A 19,754-nucleotide genomic window follows, 5' to 3' on the forward strand; every position below is an offset into this window, starting at 1 on the left:
CCTGCGCCTGGGACTACATCACTGCTGGAGAGCAAGCAAAATAATGAGCACCCGACATCCTGTTATGAAAAAGAGCCTGATTGTGCTGGTGGTGATTGCCGCGACCGTCGGCGGATATTACTGGTGGCAGCACGCTGCTGAGCCGCAGACCGACCAGCAGAGTGGCGCACGCACGCCGCGCGGCAAAGGCGGCGCTGACGGCGCCCGTCGTCCTCTCGCCCCGGTTCAGGCCGCCAGCGCCACCAGCCAGAGCGTCCCGCAGTACCTGAGCGGATTAGGCACCGTCACCGCCGCCAATACCGCGACGGTGCGCAGCCGGGTTAATGGCGATCTGGTGGCGATACACTTTACCGAAGGCCAGCAGGTTAAGGCCGGCGATTTGCTGGCAGAAGTCGATCCGCGTCCGTATCAGGTGGCGTTAACTCAGGCCGAGGGCCAGCTGGCAAAAGATCAGGCCACGCTGGCGAACGCCCGCCGCGACCTGGCGCGTTTCGAAAAGCTGGCGAAAAGTTCGCTGGTGTCACAGCAGGAGCTGGATACGCAGCGCTCGCTGGTCAGCGAAACCCTCGGCACCCTGAAAGCGGACCAGGGCAGCGTCGCCAGCGCCCAGCTTAATCTGACCTACAGCCGGATTACTGCGCCGATCGACGGCCGGGTCGGTCTGAAGCAGGTGGACGTCGGCAACTACGTTACCAGCGGAGACACCACCGGCATTGTGGTGATCACCCAAACCCAGCCGATTGACGTGGTGTTCACCCTCGCCGAAAACAACATCAGCCAGATTCTGAAGGCGCAGAAAAGCGGTGAGCCGCTGCCGGTCGAAGCCTGGGATCGCAGCAATCAGGCGCTGATTGCCAGCGGTAAACTGCTGAGCCTCGATAACCAGATTGATGTCACCACCAGCACCATTAAGATCAAAGCGCGCTTCGATAATCAGGACGGTGCGCTGTTCCCCAATCAGTTCGTTAACGTCCGGCTGAAGGTCAATACCCTGCAGGATGCGATTGTTATTCCGGCCGCCGCGCTGCAGATGGGCAATGAAGGCCACTTCGTCTGGGTGGTCAACAGCGATAATAAAGTCAGCAAGAAAAGCGTGATTGCCGGCCTGCAGGATAGCCAGAAAGTGGTGATCAGCGCCGGGCTGGAAGCGGGCGAACGGGTGGTGACCGATGGTCTGGATCGCCTGACCGAAGGCGCGAAAGTTGAGATTGTCGCGGCGCAAAGTACCGCACCGCGCAGTAGCCGTGCGGCGCTGCCGTCGAAGGGAGAGCGTGAGTAATGCAGGTAATGCCTCCCGATCACAGCGGTGGACCGTCGCGCCAGTTTATTCTGCGTCCGGTAGCCACCACGCTGTTGATGATTGCCATTCTGCTGGCAGGCGTGCTGGGCTATCGCTTCCTGCCGGTTTCGGCGCTGCCGGAAGTTGATTATCCGACCATTCAGGTGGTTACCCTCTATCCGGGTGCCAGTCCGGATGTGGTCACCTCATCCATTACCGCGCCGCTGGAGCGTCAGTTCGGCCAGATGTCGGGCCTGAAGCAGATGGCGTCGCAGAGTTCGGGCGGCGCATCGGTGGTGACGCTGCAGTTCCAGCTCAGCCTGCCGCTCGACGTGGCGGAACAGGAAGTGCAGGCGGCGATTAACTCCGCCACCAACCTGCTGCCCAACGATCTGCCTAATCCGCCGGTCTACAGCAAAGTGAACCCGGCCGATCCGCCGATCATGACGCTGGCCGTTACCACCCGCAGCATGCCGCTGACCCAGGTTCAGGACATGGTGGAAACCCGGGTGGCGCAGAAAATTTCTCAGGTCAGCGGCGTCGGGCTGGTGACCTTGTCCGGCGGTCAGCGTCCGGCGGTGCGGGTCAAAATGAATGCCCAGGCGCTGGCGGCGCTTGGCCTGACCAGCGAGACGGTGCGTACCGCCATCAGCGACGCCAACGTCAATTCGGCTAAAGGCAGCCTGGATGGGCCGACGCGCTCGATTACCCTGTCGGCCAACGACCAGATGAAATCGGCGGAAGATTACCGTCAGCTGATCATCAGCTACAACAACGGTGCGCCAGTGCGGTTGGGTGACGTCGCCACCATTGAGCAAGGCGCAGAGAACAGCTGGCTGGGTGCCTGGGCCAACCGCGACGCCGCGATTGTGCTCAACGTGCAGCGTCAGCCGGGTGCCAACATCATTGCTACCGCCGACAATATCCGCGCCATGCTGCCCGCGCTGACGGCGGCGTTGCCAAAATCGGTCGAGGTCAAACTGCTGACCGACCGCACCACCAATATCCGCGCCTCGGTCAGCGATACCCAGTATGAGCTGATACTGGCGATGGCGCTGGTGGTGATGATCATCTACCTGTTCCTGCGCAATGTGCCCGCCACGCTGATCCCGGCGGTTGCGGTGCCGCTGTCGCTGATCGGCACCTTTGCGGCGATGTATTTTCTCGGCTTTTCGATCAACAACCTGACCTTAATGGCGCTGACCATTGCCACCGGGTTTGTGGTCGATGACGCGATTGTGGTGATTGAGAACATCTCCCGCTACATCGAAAAAGGGGAAAAACCGTTAACCGCGGCGCTGAAAGGCGCAGGCGAAATCGGTTTTACCATCATCTCGCTGACCTTCTCACTGATTGCAGTGCTGATCCCGCTGCTGTTTATGGGCGATGTCATTGGCCGCCTGTTCCGCGAGTTTGCGGTGACGCTGGCGGTGGCGATTCTGATCTCGGCAGTGGTCTCGCTGACCCTGACGCCGATGATGTGCGCCCGGATGCTGAGCGCCGGGTCGCTGCGTAAGCAGAACCGTTTCTCACGCGCCAGCGAAGCGATGTTTGAGCGCATCATTGCCGTCTACGGTCGCGGGTTACGCCGGGTGCTTAATCATCGGTGGCTGACCTTATCGGTCGCGCTCGGTACCCTGGTGCTGACCGTCCTGCTGTGGATGATGATCCCGAAAGGCTTTTTCCCGCAGCAGGACAACAGCATTATTCAGGGCACGCTGCAGGCGCCGCAGTCCGTCTCATACGCCAGCATGGCCGAGCGTACCCGCGATGTGGCTTCAATCATCATGAAAGATCCAGCGGTGCAGAGCATGACCTCATTTGTCGGGGTGGACGGCACTAATGCCGCGCTGAACAGCGCCCGGCTGCAAATCAACCTCAAGCCGCTCGACCAGCGTGAAGATCGGATCCCGGTGATTCAGCAACGGCTGCAACAGCAGGTGAGCCAGATTCCGGGCGTGCAGCTGTGGCTGCAGGCGGTACAGGATCTCACCATTGATACCCAGGCGAGCCGCACGCCCTATCAGTTTACGCTGCAATCGGGTTCGCTGGCTTCACTCACCACCTGGGTGCCGGCGCTGCTGACCGAGCTGAATACCCTGCCGCAACTGCGGGATGTCAGCAGCGACTGGCAGGATCAGGGACTGGAAGCCTATATCAATGTCGATCGTGCCAGCGCCAGCCGGCTGGGTATCAGTATGGCGGACGTGGATAACGCGCTGTATAACGCCTTTGGTCAGCGCCTGATCTCTACCATTTATACCCAGGCTAATCAGTATCGTGTGGTGCTGGAGCAGGACAACCGCGCCACGCCGGGCCTGCAAAGCCTGGAGAGCATTCGTCTGGCCAGCAGCGACGGCGGCAGTGTGCCGCTGAGCACCTTTGCCCGTATTGAACAGCGTCATACACCGCTCAGTATCAACCATCTCGATCAGTTCCCGTCGGCGACCTTCTCGTTCAACGTGGCTGACGGCTATTCGCTGGAAGATGCGGTCAAAGCGGTATCGCAGGCAGAAGCGCAGCTCGGTATGCCCGCCGAAATGATGACCCAGTTCCAGGGCAGCACGCTGGCGTTTGAAGCGGCGCTGAGCAGCACCGTCTGGCTAATTGTGGCGGCGATTGTAGCGATGTATATCGTGCTCGGGGTGCTGTATGAGAGCTTTATCCATCCAATCACCATACTGTCGACGCTGCCAACCGCGGGCGTCGGGGCGCTGCTGGCGCTGATGCTCAGCGGCAACGAGCTGGATATTGTGGCGATCATCGGCATCATTCTGCTGATCGGTATCGTGAAAAAGAACGCCATCATGATGATCGACTTCGCGCTGGCGGCTGAGCGTGAACAGGGGATGCAGCCTTACGATGCTATCTATCAGGCCTGCCTGTTGCGTTTCCGGCCGATTCTGATGACCACGCTGGCGGCGCTGCTCGGCGCATTACCGCTGATGCTCAGCACCGGGGTCGGCGCGGAACTGCGTCACCCGCTGGGGATTGCGATGGTCGGCGGTCTGATTGTCAGTCAGGTGCTGACGCTGTTCACCACGCCGGTGATCTACCTGCTGTTTGATCAGCTGGCGCACGCCACCCGCCGTCGCCTCGGCCGCACGGAGGCCGCAGAGTGAAGTTTTTTGCCCTGTTTATTCATCGGCCGGTCGCCACAACCCTGCTGACGCTGGCAATTGCGCTGGCTGGCATCCTCGGTTTTCGCCTGCTGCCGGTGGCACCGCTGCCGCAGGTCGATTTTCCGGTGATCGTGATTTCGGCCTCGCTGCCAGGTGCCGCGCCGGAGATTATGGCGTCGTCGGTCGCCACGCCACTCGAGCGCTCGCTGGGCCGCATCGCCGGCGTCAGTGAAATGACCTCAACCAGTTCACTCGGCAGCACCCGCATCATTCTGGTATTTGATTTTGATCGTGACATCAACGGAGCCGCGCGCGATGTTCAGGCCGCGATTAACGCGGCGCAAAGCCTGCTGCCTACCGGGATGCCGTCGCGCCCGACGTATCGCAAAGTGAACCCTTCAGATGCGCCGATTATGATCATGACGCTGACCTCGGACAGCTACAATCCGGGTCAGCTGTATGACTACGCCTCGACGCAGCTGGCGCAGAAACTGTCGCAAATCGAGGGCGTCGGCGACGTCACCGTAGGCGGCAGCTCGCTGCCTGCGGTCCGCGTGGCACTGAATCCACAGGCGCTGTTTAATCAGGGCGTATCGCTGGATGCGGTGCGCACCGCCATTTCCAACGCCAATCAGCGACGGCCGCAGGGTGCACTGGATGATTCGCAGCAGCGCTGGCAGTTGCGTACCAACGATGCGCTGCAGACCGCCACTGAGTATCAGCCGCTGATAGTGCATTACAACAACGGCGCGGCGGTCAGGCTGTCGGACGTGGCGACAGTCGAAGACTCGGTTCAGGACGTGCGTAATGCCGGGATGTCACGCGGTAAACCGGCGGTGCTGCTGCTGATCCGCAAAACGCCTGAAGCTAACGTCATCGATACGGTGGACCGCATCCGCGCCGAAATGCCGCTGCTGCATGAGGTGATCCCGGCCGCCATCGACCTGCAGATCGCTCAGGATCGCTCACCCACCATTCGTGCCTCGCTGCATGAAGTGGAGCAATCGCTGGTGATCGCCGTGGCGCTGGTGATTCTGGTGGTGTTTGTTTTCCTGCGCTCGGGTCGCGCCACGCTGATCCCGGCGGTGGCGGTGCCGGTTTCACTGATTGGCACCTTCGCCGCGATGTACCTGTGCGGCTTTAGTCTCAACAACCTGTCGCTAATGGCGCTGACCATCGCCACCGGCTTTGTGGTCGATGATGCGATTGTGGTGCTGGAGAACATCGCCCGCCACGTCGAGGCGGGCATGAAGCCGTTGCCCGCAGCGCTGAAAGGGGTACGTGAAGTCGGCTTTACCGTACTGTCGATGAGTCTGTCACTGATCGCGGTCTTCCTGCCGCTGCTGATGATCGGCGGGCTGATTGGCCGCTTCTTCTCCGAGTTTGCCATCACCCTGTCGGTGGCGATTGTGATCTCGCTGTTTATCTCGGTAACCCTGACGCCAATGATGTGTGCATATCTGCTGAAACCGTCGGCACCCGGCAGCCAGCCCCGTCGGCATGGATCGGGCCGGCTGCTGCTGGCGATTCAGCAGGGCTATGGCCGCTCGCTCAATGTGGTGCTGAACCATGCCCGCTGGGTGCTGCTGCTGTTTTTCGCCACCATCGCCCTCACCGTCTGGCTGTTTATCAGCATCCCGAAAACCTTTATGCCGGAGCAGGACACCGGCCGGCTCTCCGGTTTTATCTCGGCCGACCAGAGCATTTCGTTCCAGGCGATGCGCAGTAAGCTGCAGGATTTTATGGAGATCGTCGGTGCCGATCCGGCGGTAGAGAGCGTGGTCGGCTTTACCGGTGGGATGCGCACCAACAGCGGCTCGATGTTTATCTCGCTGAAACCGCTGTCAGAGCGCAAAGAGAACGCGCAGGCGGTCATCGCCCGGCTGCGGGTTAAACTGGCAAAAGAGCCGGGTGCTAACCTCTACCTGAATGCGGTGCAGGATCTGCGGGTCGGCGGCCGTGAATCGAATGCCGGTTATCAGTACTCGCTGCTGTCGGACAATCTCGACGACCTGCGCAGCTGGGAGCCGAAAATCCGTCAGGCGTTCGCCGCCCTGCCGCAGCTGGCGGACGTCAACTCCGATCAGCAGGATAAAGGCAGCGAAATGGCCCTGACCTACGATCGTGAAAGTATGGCGCGACTCGGTATTAACGTCGCTGAAGCGAATGCCTTGCTGAATAACGCCTTTGGTCAGCGCCAGATCTCTACTATTTATCAGCCGCTTAACCAGTACAAGGTGGTGATGGAGGTCGATCCACGCTATACCCAGGATATCAGCGCCCTGTCGCAGATGTTTGTTATCAACAGCGAAGGCAAAGCAATTCCACTGTCGTGGTTTGCGCACTGGCAGCCCGCCAACGCCCCGCTGTCGGTCAATCATGAAGGGCTTTCTGCCGCCTCGACCATCTCGTTTAACCTGCCGGAAGGCGTGTCGCTGTCGCAGGCATCCGAGGCAATTGAGCGCACCATGACCTCGCTCGGGGTGCCTTCCAGCGTACGCGGCAGTTTTGCCGGTACAGCGCAGGTATTCCAGCAGTCGCAGAGCAGCCAGCTGTGGCTGATGCTGGCGGCCATTGGCGCGGTCTATATCGTGCTGGGGATGCTGTATGAGAGCTATGTCCATCCGCTCACCATTCTGTCGACGCTGCCGTCGGCCGGGGTTGGCGCACTGCTGGCGCTGGAATTGTTCGATACGCCGTTCAGCCTGATTGCGCTGATCGGAATTCTGCTGCTGATCGGCATCGTGAAAAAGAACGCTATCATGATGGTAGATTTTGCCCTTGAGGCACAACGCAACGGCCAGCTCAGCGCGCGCGAGGCGATTTTTCAGGCCTGCCTGCTGCGCTTCCGGCCGATTCTGATGACCACGCTGGCGGCGCTGTTTGGCGCGCTGCCGCTGGTGCTGACCAGCGGTGACGGCGCGGAACTGCGACAGCCGCTCGGCATTACCATCGCCGGCGGTCTGGTGATGAGCCAGTTGCTGACGCTCTACACCACGCCGGTGGTCTACCTGATGATGGATAAACTACGGCGTAAAAAGCGTCCGCTGGCGCTGGCGCAACAGCAATAACGGGGTGTGCGACGCCGCAGCGTCGCGCGAGGTGAAGAACGAAGCGACGCGATTTCGGGACTGAATGATGAGTACACAGAGCGCAAACGTCCGCTGGCAATTATGGATAGTCGCCATCGGCTTCTTTATGCAGACGCTGGATACCACCATTGTCAACACCGCTATACCGGCGATGGCGCACGATTTAGGCGTCAGTCCGCTGCATATGCACTCGGTGATTGTCTATTACGTGCTGACGGTGGCGGTCATGCTGCCGGTCAGCGGCTGGCTGGCAGATCGCTTCGGCGTGCGTAACATCTTCTTTAGCGCGATTGTGTTGTTCAGCCTCGGATCGCTGCTGTGCGCGCTCTCTACCACCCTCGACCAGCTGGTGCTGTCGCGGGTAGTGCAGGGAATTGGCGGCGCGATGATGGTGCCGGTCGGTCGCCTGACGGTGATGAAAATCGTGCCGCGCGAGCAGTACATGTCGGCGATGACCTTTGTCACGCTGCCGGGGCAGATCGGGCCGCTGCTGGGTCCGGCGCTGGGCGGCGTGCTGGTGGAGTACGCCAGCTGGCACTGGATTTTCCTGATCAATATTCCGGTCGGCATTGCCGGTGCCGTCGCGACCCTGATGCTGATGCCTGACTACGCGATGCAGACCCGACGATTCGACTTCACCGGCTTTATCCTGCTGGCGGCTGGCATGGCGACCTTAACCCTGGCGCTGGATGGTCAGCGCAGCAGTGGCGGTTCACCGTTGCTGCTCGGGGCGATGATCCTGATCGGCATGTTCTCGCTGCTGTTCTATCTGATGCATGCGCGCAGCAATGACAATGCGCTGTTCAGCCTGAAGCTGTTTGATAACCGCATCTATTCGATTGGCCTGCTCGGCAGCTTTACCGGCCGCATCGGCAGCGGCATGCTGCCGTTTATGACGCCGATTTTCCTGCAGGTCGGCATGGGCTACAGTCCGTTTCACGCCGGGCTGATGATGATCCCGATGGTGCTCGGCAACATGGGGATGAAGCGCATTGTGGTGCGCATCGTTAACCTGTTTGGCTATCGCAACGTGCTGGTGGTTTCGACCATTGCACTGGCGCTGGTGGTGCTGCTGTTCCCGCTGGTGGCGATCATGGGCAGGGTCTGGCTGCTGCCGCTGGTGCTGTTTCTGCAGGGGATGGTCAACGCCATTCGCTTCTCCTCAATGAATACCCTGACGCTGAAAGAGTTGCCCGATGAACTCGCCTCCAGCGGCAATAGCCTGCTGTCGATGATTATGCAGCTGTCGATGAGTATCGGCGTGACGCTGGCGGGCTTACTGCTGGGTGCGTTTGCCCAGGATGCCGCCAGCGACAGCAGTGCGGAACACCAGATGTTTATTTATGCCTACCTGTGCATGTCGCTGATCATTATCTTGCCCGCGCTGGTGTTCTGGCGTGTTCCGCAGCAGGTAAGTAAAAACGTCGACTTACGACGCCGGAGAAAGTCATGAGGGTTAACCTGCGCCTTGGCATTGGCGCCAAACTGTTTATGGCGATCTTCTCGACCTGCATGCTGGTATTGATCACCATGCACTGGGGCGTCCGTCTGAGCTTCGAGCACGGCTTTGTTGACTATATTAAACGCGGCAACGAGCAGCGGTTAAGCCTGCTGAGTGACGCGCTGGCCGATCAGTATCAGCAGCACGGCAACTGGGATTTCCTGCGCCACAACGATCGGCTGGTATTCAATATTCTGCGATCGCTGGAGCAGAATCCCGACAGCAATAATCAGCTACCGCCGCACGGCTGGCGCACCCAGTTTTGGATCCTCGATCAGCAATATAAAGTGATGGTCGGCCCGCGCTCACCGGTTCCGCCCGAGGGGTCGCGGCGTAATATCACCACCAGCACCGGCAAAGTAGTTGGCTGGGTGATCGGATCGCCGCCGGAGCGGCTGACGCGCAGCACCGACATCAACTTTGATCAACAGCAGCGGCGTACCAGTTGGTATATCGTCGCGCTGTCGACGCTGCTGGCCGCGCTGGTCACCTGGCTGATGGCGCGCGGCCTGCTGGCACCGGTCAAACGGCTGGTTGACGGCACCCATCACCTGGCGGCCGGTAATTTTGCGACCCGGGTTGAGGTGGGCAGTCAGGATGAACTCGGCCAGCTGGCCGGTGACTTCAACCTGCTGGCCAGTTCGCTGGAAAAGAATGAAAGCATGCGCCGCGCGTTTATGGCGGACATCTCGCACGAGCTGCGCACCCCGCTGGCTATTCTGCGCGGCGAGCTGGAGGCGATGCAGGATGGCGTGCGTAAACTGACGCCGGAAGCGATCGCCTCGCTGCAGAGCGAAGTGGTGGTGCTGACCAAGCTGGTGGACGATCTGCATCAGCTGTCACTCTCTGATGAGGGCGCCCTCGCCTACCGCAAGCAGGCAACCGATCTGGTGCAGTTGCTGGAGGTGACCGCCGGCAGCTTTGCTGAACGCTATCGCGCCTACGGCTTAAGCCTGAAACTCAACTTACCGGATGAAGCGCCGTTCTTTGGCGACCCTGACCGGCTGATGCAACTGTTCACCAACCTGCTGGAAAACAGCCTGCGCTATACCGACAGCGGTGGCCGGGTCGAGGTTAAACTCTGGTATGAAGCCCCTTACTGGCGCATCGATCTGGAAGACAGCGCGCCTGGCGTTGACGGTGAACATCAGAGCCAGATTTTTGAACGCTTCTTCCGCACCGAAGGGTCACGTAACCGCGCCAGCGGCGGGTCGGGACTGGGGCTGGCGATCTGTAAAAACATCGTTGACGCACACGGCGGGCGCATCGCTGCAGAGCACTCTGATTTAGGTGGACTGAAAATCGCGCTACACTTGCGCTACGTTCCCTCTGTGTAAGCGCTTATGAGCCAGGAAAACCACGACCCGCTGATTCTGGTGGTCGAAGACGAACCCAAACTGGCGCAGTTAATGATCGATTATCTGCACGCCTCTAACTATCGCACTCACCATATTGCCGATGGCAATGCGGTACTGGACTACGTTCGCCAGTCGCCGCCCGATCTGATGCTGCTGGATTTAATGCTGCCCGGCACCGACGGGCTGACGCTGTGCCGCGAGATCCGCCGTCATTCTGAACTGCCGATCATCATGGTTACCGCCCGTACTGAAGAGATTGATCGGCTGCTCGGGCTGGAGATCGGTGCAGATGACTATATCTGCAAGCCGTTCAGCCCGCGCGAAGTGGTGGCGCGGGTGAAAACTATTCTGCGACGGGTTAAACGCGCCACGGAAGCGGTGCCGGACAGCTCTCTGCTGACGGTTGATGAGGGCCGTTTCGTGGCCAGCTGGCGCGATCGGCCGCTGGATCTGACGCCGGCGGAATTTCGCCTGCTGAAAACCCTGTCGCTGGAGCCGGGCAAAGTCTTTTCGCGCGAACAGCTGCTCAACCACCTGTATGACGACTATCGGGTAGTGACCGATCGGACCATCGACAGCCACATTAAAAACCTGCGCCGCAAGCTGGAGAGCCTCGACAGTGAACAACCCTTTATCCGCGCCGTCTACGGAATGGGTTATCGCTGGGAAGCTGACGTCTGTCATTTGATCTAGTTTGATCCCGATCAATTTACTTCCGTTTTCTCCCTGCCTACAATTCCGCACCTTTAGCAGGGCCATCAACCGGCCCTGCCGCTGTCGCCTGAGGCGGCATACTGACCTGACATCAGTGAGAACCCGATGAAACCCGAACTGCTTTCCCCTGCCGGCACGCTGAAAAACATGCGTTACGCCTTCGCCTACGGTGCCGATGCGGTCTACGCTGGCCAGCCGCGCTACAGCCTGCGGGTGCGCAACAACGAATTCACCCATGAAAATCTCGCCAAAGGGATCGATGAAGCGCATGCGCTGGGCAAAAAGTTTTATGTGGTGGTCAACATTGCCCCGCATAACGCCAAGCTGAAAACCTTTATTCGTGATTTAACCCCGGTGGTGGCGATGCAGCCCGATGCACTGATCATGTCCGATCCGGGCCTGATCATGCTGGTGCGGGAGGCCTTTCCACAGATGCCGATTCATCTGTCGGTACAGGCCAATGCGGTTAACTGGGCGACGGTAAAATTCTGGCAGCAGATGGGGCTGAGCCGGGTGATTCTCTCTCGTGAACTGTCGCTGGAGGAGATTGCCGAAATCCGTCAGCAGGTGCCGGAGATGGAACTGGAGGTGTTTGTCCACGGCGCGCTCTGCATGGCCTATTCCGGTCGCTGCCTGCTCTCCGGCTACATGAATAAGCGCGATCCCAATCAGGGTACCTGCACCAACGCCTGCCGCTGGGAGTATAAGGTGGCTGAAGGCCAGCAGGATGATGTGGGTAACATCGTCGGTATTCACCAGCCGATCCCGGTGCAGGATGTGACGCCAACCCTCGGCGTAGGTCAGCCGACGGATAAAGTCTTTCTGCTGGAAGAGAAGATGAAACCGGGCGAAGTGATGAGCGCCTTCGAGGATGAGCACGGCACCTATATCATGAACTCCAAAGACCTGCGCGCGGTGGCACACGTCGAGCGTCTCAGTCAGATGGGCGTTCATTCGCTGAAGATTGAAGGCCGCACCAAGTCCTACTATTACTGCGCCCGCACCGCTCAGGTCTATCGCCGGGCGATTGACGATGCCGCCGCCGGTAAACCTTTCGATCCCTCACTGCTGGAGACGCTGGAAGGGCTGGCGCATCGTGGCTATACCGAAGGCTTTTTGCGTCGCCATACCCACGACAGCTACCAGAACTATCAGCAGGGCTTTTCGGTCTCCGATCGTCAGCAGTTTGTCGGTGAATTCACCGGTGAACGACGGGATGCCTGGGCGGAAGTGGCGGTGAAAAACAAGTTTATGCTGCACGATACGCTGGAGATCATGACGCCCGCCGGGAATCTGTTGTGCCAGCTCGATGCGCTGCAAAACGGCCGCGGCGAGGCAATTGACGTTGCGCCGGGCGACGGCCACCGCGTCTGGCTGCGGGTGCCGGAGGAGGTTGATTTGCGTTTCGGCCTGCTGCTGCGCAACTTCGATCACGGTCAGGACACCCGCGATCCGCATGCAAATCGTTTACCACCTGAAACATTTTGACGAAGTTAGAACAGGATCACAGACCCCTGCGCGCCACTGCCTTATAGTCCCGCCTGCTGCTAACGAGTAACAATAATCAGCAGGTTATTACTGGAACCACCTCATTCACCCGCCCGGCTCCCCCGTGCGGGTTTTCTTTTTTCTCACTTTCGCCAATAATTTTCAGCTGTCAGCTGTGTTATAACCCCCCTCTCACTCTGGTGATCTTCAAGGAACAGATAATGGATAAAAAATCGCTTACGCTGCTGATCCTGAATGGAAAAGGCGCAGGCAATGACGATCTGCGTGCCGCGATCGGCTCGCTGCGTGAAGAAGGCTTTGATATCGCAGTGCGCGTGACCTTTGAAAAAGGGGACGGCGACCGCTACGTCAAAGAGGCGATTGCGCTGCAGGCAGAGACCGTAGTCGCGGGCGGCGGTGACGGCACCATCAATGAAATCGCCACCGCGCTGGCGGCGTCTGAGGCAGACCATCGTCCGGTACTGGGCATTCTGCCGCTCGGCACCGCCAACGATTTCGCCACCAGCGTCGGCATTCCCGAAGAGATGGAACCGGCGCTGCGGCTGGCGATCCAGGGCAAAGCCAGCACCATCGATCTGGCACGGGTTAATCAGACTCACTACTTCATTAATATGGCGACCGGCGGTTTTGGCACCCGTATCACCACTGAAACGCCGGAAAAGCTCAAGTCCGCCCTCGGTGGCGTTTCCTACTTTATTCACGGTCTGATGCGGATGGATACCCTGAAGCCCGATACCTGTGAAATCAGCGGACCTGACTTTCAGTGGCAGGGGGATGCGCTGGTGATCGGTATCGGCAATGGCCGTCAGGCGGGCGGCGGACAGCGCCTCTGTCCGTCGGCGCTGATCAATGATGGCCGGCTGGATGTCAGCATCGTTACCGCGCAGGAGTTGCTGCCTACCCTGCTGCATTCGCTGACTGGTGATGATGACAATCCGGGTATCGTCACGACCCAGCTGGAGTCGCTGACCATCCGTTCGCCGCATGAAATGACCTTTAACCTTGATGGCGAACCGCTGTCCGGGCGCGAGTTCGTGATTGAAGTGCTGGCGGGCGCGCTGAGCTGTCGCCTGCCGCCGCAGTGTCCTCTGCTGGCCTGATACGCAGACAAGGGGGCGAAAGCCCCTTTTTTTGGGCAAATGTAAATGCTTTGTGATTGCCTTCACAACTCTGCCCGGCCAACTTGTATGGTAGTATTAAAGCGCGTATTTTTTCATCATTGAATGCTGACTGAAGGCTACCAGGATGAAAATTGTTAACGCTGAAGTATTTGTTACCTGCGCAGGCAGAAACTTTGTCACCGTCAAAATCACCACCGATCAGGGCCTGACCGGGATTGGTGATGCCACGCTGAATGGCCGCGAATTACCGGTCGCCTCCTACCTGAAAGATCACGTTTGCCCGCAGCTGATTGGCCGCGATGCGCATCAAATCGAAGATATCTGGCAGTACTTCTATAAAGGCGCTTACTGGCGTCGCGGTCCGGTCACCATGTCAGCCATTTCGGCGGTGGATATGGCGCTGTGGGATATCAAAGGCAAAGCCGCCAACATGCCGGTTTACCAGCTGCTGGGCGGCGCATCGCGCACCGGCGTTATGGTCTATTGCCACACCACCGGTCATTCGATTGATGAAGTGATGGACGACTACGCGAAGCACAAAGAGCTGGGATTCAAGGCGATTCGCGCCCAGTGCGGCGTGCCAGGCATGAAAACCACCTACGGCATGGCCAAAGGCAAAGGTCTGGCCTACGAGCCGGCGACCAAAGGCAACTGGCCGGAAGAGCAGCTCTGGTCCACCGAGAAATACCTCGATTTCACGCCAAAACTGTTCGCAGCGATCCGCGACAAATTTGGCTTCGATGAACATCTGCTGCACGACATGCACCATCGCCTGACGCCGATTGAAGCGGCGCGTTTCGGCAAGAGCGTGGAAGATTATCGCCTGTTCTGGATGGAAGATCCGACGCCGGCTGAGAACCAGGAGTGCTTCCGCCTGATCCGTCAGCACACCGTGACGCCAATTGCGGTCGGTGAAGTGTTTAACAGCATCTGGGACTGTAAACAGCTGATTGAAGAGCAGCTGATTGACTATATCCGCACCACCATCACCCATGCGGGCGGCATTACCGGCATGCGCCGCATCGCAGATTTCGCCTCACTTTACCAGGTGCGCACCGGTTCACACGGTCCGTCCGATCTCTCGCCAATCTGCATGGCGGCGGCGCTGCACTTCGATCTCTGGGTACCGAACTTCGGTGTGCAGGAGTACATGGGCTTCTCTGAGCAGATGATGGAGCTGTTCGAGGCGAACTGGACCTTCGATCAGGGCTACATGCATCCTGGCGATAAACCGGGTCTGGGCATTGAGTTCAACGAGAAGCTGGCTGCGAAATATCCCTATGAACCCGCCTATCTGCCGGTGGCCCGTCTGGAAGACGGTACGCTGTGGAACTGGTAAGGAGAGCCTGATGAAAAGTGTGGTGATTGAACAACCGGGCGAGCTGGTGCTGGCTGAACGTCCTCTGCCGCAACCGACGGCCGGTGAAGTCCGGGTCAAAGTGGCCTATGCCAGCATCTGCGGTTCTGATGTGCATATCTGGCACGGCCACAACCCGTTCGCTAAATATCCGCGGGTGATTGGTCATGAGTTTTTCGGCGTGATTGATGCGCTGGGTGAAGGCGTCGATCCGGCCCGGCTGGGCGAGCGCGTGGCGGTCGATCCGGTGGTCAGCTGCGGTCACTGCTACCCCTGCTCGGTGGGTCGCCCCAACGTCTGTACCTCACTGCAGGTGATTGGCGTGCATCGCGACGGCGGCTTTAGCGAATATGCGCTGGCGCCGGCCAGCAACGCTTATCATCTGCCGGATGCGATCCCCGACCGGCTGGCCAGCCTGGTCGAGCCGTTCACCATCGCGGCTAACATCACCGCTTTCCTGCAGCCGCAACCGCAGGATGTGGCGCTGATTTACGGGGCCGGTCCGATGGGACTGACCGCCATCCAGGTACTGAAGGGCGTTTACAACGTCAGAGAGGTGATGGTGGTGGATCGTCTGCCGGAACGGCTGGAGCTGGCGCAGCAGAACGGTGCCGATCGGCTGTTTAACAACAGCGAGATCCCGCTGGCGGCGCAGCTGGAAGGCATTCAGCCGACGCTGATTATCGACGCGGCCTGCCATCCCACCATTCTGGCAGAAGCGGCTGCCCTCGCCTCTCCGGCGGCGCGCATCGGTCTGCTGGGCTTTTCCGGCGAACCCTGCAGCATTACCCAGCAAAGTCTCACCAGTAAAGAGTTGTCGCTGTTTACCTCACGTCTCAACAGCCACCGCTTTCCGCAGGTGATTGACTGGATGGAAAAAGGGTTAATCCAGCCAGAGAAGCTGGTCACCCACTATTTCCCGTTGCAGGAGATTGAACGCGCCATGACGCTGTTCGAAAAAGATCCGCGCACCTGCTGCAAAGTGATCCTTCAAATGGGTTAATGCCCACTGAACACCAGGTGTCCTCAGCCGGTGCGTACCCGCCGGCTTATTACAAAGAGAAAACAGATCACGGAGTTTTTATGTTCAAGAATCTGCGCTGGACCCTCGTTTTGCTGTTGTTCCTGGTTTACATGATCAATTACCTCGATCGTGTTGCCCTGTCACTGACGGTGCCGCTGGTGGAAAAAGATCTGGCGATCAATGCTGAGCAGTTCGGCATGATTTTTGGTAGCTTCTTCTTCGGTTACGCGCTGTTTAACTTCGTCGGCGGTCTCGCCACTGACCGGTTCGGCCCGAAAATCGTGCTGGCCGTCGCGGTAGGCGCCTGGTCTATCTTCTGCGGCATGACTGCGCTGGCGACCGGCTTCTGGTCGCTGCTGATCCTGCGCGTGCTGTTCGGCATGGCTGAAGGCCCGATCTGCGCCTCGGCGAATAAAGCGATCAACGGCTGGTTTCCCAAAAAACAGGCAGCCACCGCGATGGGCTTACTCAGCGCCGGTTCGCCACTGGGTGGCGCGGTTGCCGGTCCGATCATCGGTTATCTGGCGCTGGCGTACGGCTGGCGTCCGGCCTTCATCATCGTCTGCTGCATCGGTCTGGTGTGGATGACCTTCTGGCTGTTCTTTGCCGCGGACAACCCGGCGAAAAGCAAACGGGTCAGCGAAGAGGAACGTCTCTTAATTGAACGCCTGAAAGCGGCTAACCCTAACGATGAAGCCGATCTGTCAGAAACTGCCCATCCGTTTGGCTACTACCTGCGTCAGCCAATCATCCTGGTGACCGCCTTTGCCTTCTTCTGCTACAACTACATCCTGTTCTTCTTCCTGAGCTGGTTCCCGGCCTATCTGGTGCAGGCCCATGGTCTGGATATTAAGTCGATGAGCATTACCACCATGATCCCGTGGATTGTGGGTTTCGTCGGCCTGGCGCTGGGCGGCTGGATCTCCGATAAAATCTTCAACATCACCGGCAAACTGTTGTTGTCACGTAAAATTGTGCTGGTGGTCTCACTGCTGGCGGCGGCAATTTGTGTGGCGCTGGCAGGTACGATAAAAGAGGTGGTTCCTGCGGTGATGATGATGTCGGTATCGATCTTCTTCCTCTACATTACCGGCGCGATCTACTGGGCGATTATTCAGGATGTGGTGCACAAGAGTCGTGTCGGCAGCATCAGCGGCTTTATCCACCTGGTCGGCAGCCTTTCCGGCATCATCGGACCGATTGTGACCGGCTTTATCGTCCAGCATACCGGTAAGTTTGACAGCGCCTTTGTGCTGGCCGGCGCTGTCGCTGCGCTGGGTGCCTTCCTGGTGCTGTTTGTGATCCGCAGCCCGAAGACCCAGGATAAGCCAGTTTCGGTGTAATCCTCATCACGCAACATGATCACTGATTTCGGGGCGCCTCGCGCCCCGTTTGCCATAAGGACGGACTATGTTACAGATCGATCGCCTGCCCGCTGAGATCCAGCGCCCTGCCTATGACCGGGCCCAGCTTAAAACCCGTATGGTACATATCGGCTTTGGTGCCTTTCACCGCGCGCATCAGGCGCTGTGCAGCGATAAGCTGGCCGCCGAACACGGCAGTGACTGGGGTTACTGCGAAGTTAACCTCAACAGCGGCGAACTGATTCAGGCGCTGCGTGAACAGCAGTTGCTCTATACCCTGACCGAAATGGCGAATGATTCGCTGCAGACCCGCGTGATCGGCGTGATTACTGCGGCGCTGCACGGCAAAGGCGACGGCATTGAGGCGGTGATCAACGCCATGTGTCAGCCCGAGGTGGCAATTGTTTCGATGACCGTGACCGAGAAAGGCTATTGCCATCAGCCAGCCAGCGGCAATCTGAACCCGGATCATCCCGATATCGTGCATGACCTCGACAATCCGCAGACGCCGCGTTCGTTGCCAGGCCTGATTCTGGCCGCCATTAATCGCCGTCGGCAGCTCGGCCTGCCACCCTTCAGCGTGATGTCGTGCGATAACATGCCGGAGAACGGCCACGTCACCCGCAACGTGATTGTGCAGCTGGCACAACGGCAGGATGCGGCGCTGGCGGAGTATATTCAGCAGCAGGTGACCTTTCCCTCAACCATGGTTGACCGGATTGTGCCGGCGATGACGGAGGCGGCGTTTGACGCGCTGGCCGGGCGGCTCGGCTCCCGTGACCCGGTAGCGGTTGAAGCGGAACCGTTCTTTCAGTGGGTCATCGAAGATAATTTTGTCAGCGGTCGTCCGGCGTGGGAAAAGGCGGGAGCAGAACTGGTCAGCGACGTATTGCCGTATGAAGAGATGAAACTGCGCATGCTGAATGGCAGCCACTCGTTTCTCGCCTACCTTGGCTACCTTGCCGGCTATCAGCACATCAGCGATTGCATGGCCGATCCGCACTTCCGCGCCGCTGCCCGTTCACTGATGGTCGATGAGCAGGCACCCACCTTACGCACTCAGGGCGTGGACCTTGAAGCCTATGCCGATTCGCTGATCGCCCGCTACGAAAACCACGCCATCAAACATCGTACCTGGCAAATCGCCACTGACGGATCGCAAAAATTACCGCAGCGCCTGCTGGACAGTCTGCGCTGGCATCTGAGTAATAACAGCCGCTGTGAACTGCTGCTGCTCGGCGTGGCTGGCTGGATGCGCTATGTCGGGGGGACCGACGAACAGGGTCAGCCGATTGAGGTTCGCGATCCGCTGAAGACGACGCTGGCAGAATGCGTGGCCAGCAGCGAAGAAGGTGAAGCGCGCGTGCGTGCGCTACTCGGCCTGCGCCAGATCTTCGGCGACGATCTGGCAGACAACGCCGATCTGGTCGCCCGGCTGACCGCCTGTTATCAGCAGCTGACTACCCAGGGTGCGCGTGCGACGGTGCAGCAGTACATGACCCGCGCCTGATGCGATGATGACAAAGCACTGGCGCAGACGCAGCGTGCTGATTAGACTGACCCTTTCCCTTCGGGCTGGCACCAGCCAGCCGTAATATGGATATTGCTGCATGTCGATCGCCTATACCATTACCACCAGCGAACCGGTGAATCAGCAGATTTACCGGTTTTTGCGCAAAGATATCGTGACCTGTGTGATTCAGCCGGGTTCGCTGCTGTCGGAAAAAGAGGTCTCTGCGCGTTTTAACGTCTCACGCCAGCCGGTGCGCGAAGCGTTCATCAAGCTGGCCGAAGCCGGACTGGTACAGGTATTGCCGCAACGCGGCACCTTTGTGCGTAAAATTTCCGCCAAACGGGTGGCGGACGGCCGCTTCATCCGTGAAGCGGTGGAGGTTTCCGTGGTGCGCCGTGCGGCGCTGGAGATTGGCGACCCGGCGCTGATGATGCTGGAACACAACCTGCAGCTGCAACGCATGGCGGCTGAGCGGCATGACAGCCAGGCGTTTCTCAGCCTGGATGATGAGTTTCACCGGCTGATTGCCGAAAGTATTGATTGCAAGCTGGCGTGGGAAACCGTCGAGAACATTAAAGCGGCGATGGACCGGGTTCGTTTTCTGACCCTGAGTGAGGTTTCACCGCCGGAAAGCCTGATTCAGCAGCATGAGGAGATTTTTGCAGCGTTGAAACATCACGACGCAGACGCCGCCGAAGCCGCGATGCGCCGTCATTTGCAGGAGATGATTTTCTCAATTACCCCTATTGCCGAGCGCAACAGCGCATGGTTTGAAGCACCCTGACCCGGCAACGGTGCCG

Annotated in this window: 13 protein-coding genes; all 13 read left to right on the plus strand. The window is 59.1% G+C overall.

From position 1 onward, the window contains the following. The first annotated feature begins 43 nt into the window (after positions 1-43). The 13 genes from ABIB18_RS10555 to ABIB18_RS10615 all read left to right on the plus strand — a co-directional run bounded on the left by ABIB18_RS10555 (position 44) and on the right by ABIB18_RS10615 (position 19,738). Positions 44-1,279, plus strand: coding sequence for an MdtA/MuxA family multidrug efflux RND transporter periplasmic adaptor subunit (locus ABIB18_RS10555; RefSeq protein ID WP_354474124.1), 1,236 nt, complete (start codon positions 44-46; stop codon positions 1,277-1,279). Beyond that, complete coding sequence (locus ABIB18_RS10560; RefSeq protein WP_354474125.1) at positions 1,279-4,401, plus strand: MdtB/MuxB family multidrug efflux RND transporter permease subunit; 3,123 nt, start codon at positions 1,279-1,281, stop codon at positions 4,399-4,401. Before ABIB18_RS10555 ends, ABIB18_RS10560 begins: the two co-directional genes overlap by 1 nt. Beyond that, positions 4,398-7,472, plus strand: coding sequence for a multidrug efflux RND transporter permease subunit MdtC (gene mdtC / locus ABIB18_RS10565; protein ID WP_094106146.1), 3,075 nt, complete (start codon positions 4,398-4,400; stop codon positions 7,470-7,472). Before ABIB18_RS10560 ends, mdtC begins: the two co-directional genes overlap by 4 nt. Before the next feature lie 67 nt (positions 7,473-7,539). Beyond that, positions 7,540-8,946 (plus strand): MFS transporter, encoded by a 1,407-nt coding sequence (locus ABIB18_RS10570; protein ID WP_354474170.1) that lies wholly within the window; start codon positions 7,540-7,542, stop codon positions 8,944-8,946. Further along, positions 8,943-10,331: an envelope stress sensor histidine kinase BaeS gene (gene baeS / locus ABIB18_RS10575; RefSeq protein WP_159223566.1), complete on the plus strand. Its 1,389-nt coding sequence runs from the start codon at positions 8,943-8,945 to the stop codon at positions 10,329-10,331. Before ABIB18_RS10570 ends, baeS begins: the two co-directional genes overlap by 4 nt. A gap of 6 nt (positions 10,332-10,337) precedes the next feature. Beyond that, on the plus strand, positions 10,338-11,045 hold the full coding sequence (gene baeR, locus ABIB18_RS10580; RefSeq protein ID WP_031377173.1) for an envelope stress response regulator BaeR: 708 nt from the start codon (positions 10,338-10,340) through the stop codon (positions 11,043-11,045). 126 nt (positions 11,046-11,171) lie between these two features. Continuing rightward, positions 11,172-12,554 (plus strand): prephenate-dependent tRNA uridine(34) hydroxylase TrhP, encoded by a 1,383-nt coding sequence (trhP, locus tag ABIB18_RS10585; RefSeq protein WP_354474126.1) that lies wholly within the window; start codon positions 11,172-11,174, stop codon positions 12,552-12,554. A gap of 221 nt (positions 12,555-12,775) precedes the next feature. Beyond that, a complete protein-coding gene (gene yegS, locus ABIB18_RS10590; RefSeq protein ID WP_031377174.1) occupies positions 12,776-13,675 on the plus strand; it encodes a lipid kinase YegS in 900 nt (299 codons plus the stop codon). Positions 13,676-13,820: 145 nt separating this feature from the next. Further along, on the plus strand, positions 13,821-15,035 hold the full coding sequence (manD, locus tag ABIB18_RS10595; protein ID WP_031377175.1) for a D-mannonate dehydratase ManD: 1,215 nt from the start codon (positions 13,821-13,823) through the stop codon (positions 15,033-15,035). 10 nt (positions 15,036-15,045) lie between these two features. Then, positions 15,046-16,056: a Zn-dependent oxidoreductase gene (locus tag ABIB18_RS10600; protein ID WP_031377176.1), complete on the plus strand. Its 1,011-nt coding sequence runs from the start codon at positions 15,046-15,048 to the stop codon at positions 16,054-16,056. Positions 16,057-16,136: 80 nt separating this feature from the next. Beyond that, positions 16,137-17,420: an MFS transporter gene (locus ABIB18_RS10605; RefSeq protein WP_031377177.1), complete on the plus strand. Its 1,284-nt coding sequence runs from the start codon at positions 16,137-16,139 to the stop codon at positions 17,418-17,420. 67 nt (positions 17,421-17,487) lie between these two features. Beyond that, complete coding sequence (locus ABIB18_RS10610) at positions 17,488-18,951, plus strand: mannitol dehydrogenase family protein (RefSeq protein ID WP_354474127.1); 1,464 nt, start codon at positions 17,488-17,490, stop codon at positions 18,949-18,951. A gap of 100 nt (positions 18,952-19,051) precedes the next feature. Beyond that, a complete protein-coding gene (locus ABIB18_RS10615; RefSeq protein WP_031377179.1) occupies positions 19,052-19,738 on the plus strand; it encodes a GntR family transcriptional regulator in 687 nt (228 codons plus the stop codon). The last annotated feature ends 16 nt before the right edge of the window (positions 19,739-19,754 follow it).

Source organism: Pantoea sp. UYEF8 (assembly GCF_040546285.1).
GTDB classification, from domain to species: Bacteria; Pseudomonadota; Gammaproteobacteria; order Enterobacterales; family Enterobacteriaceae; genus Pantoea; species Pantoea brenneri.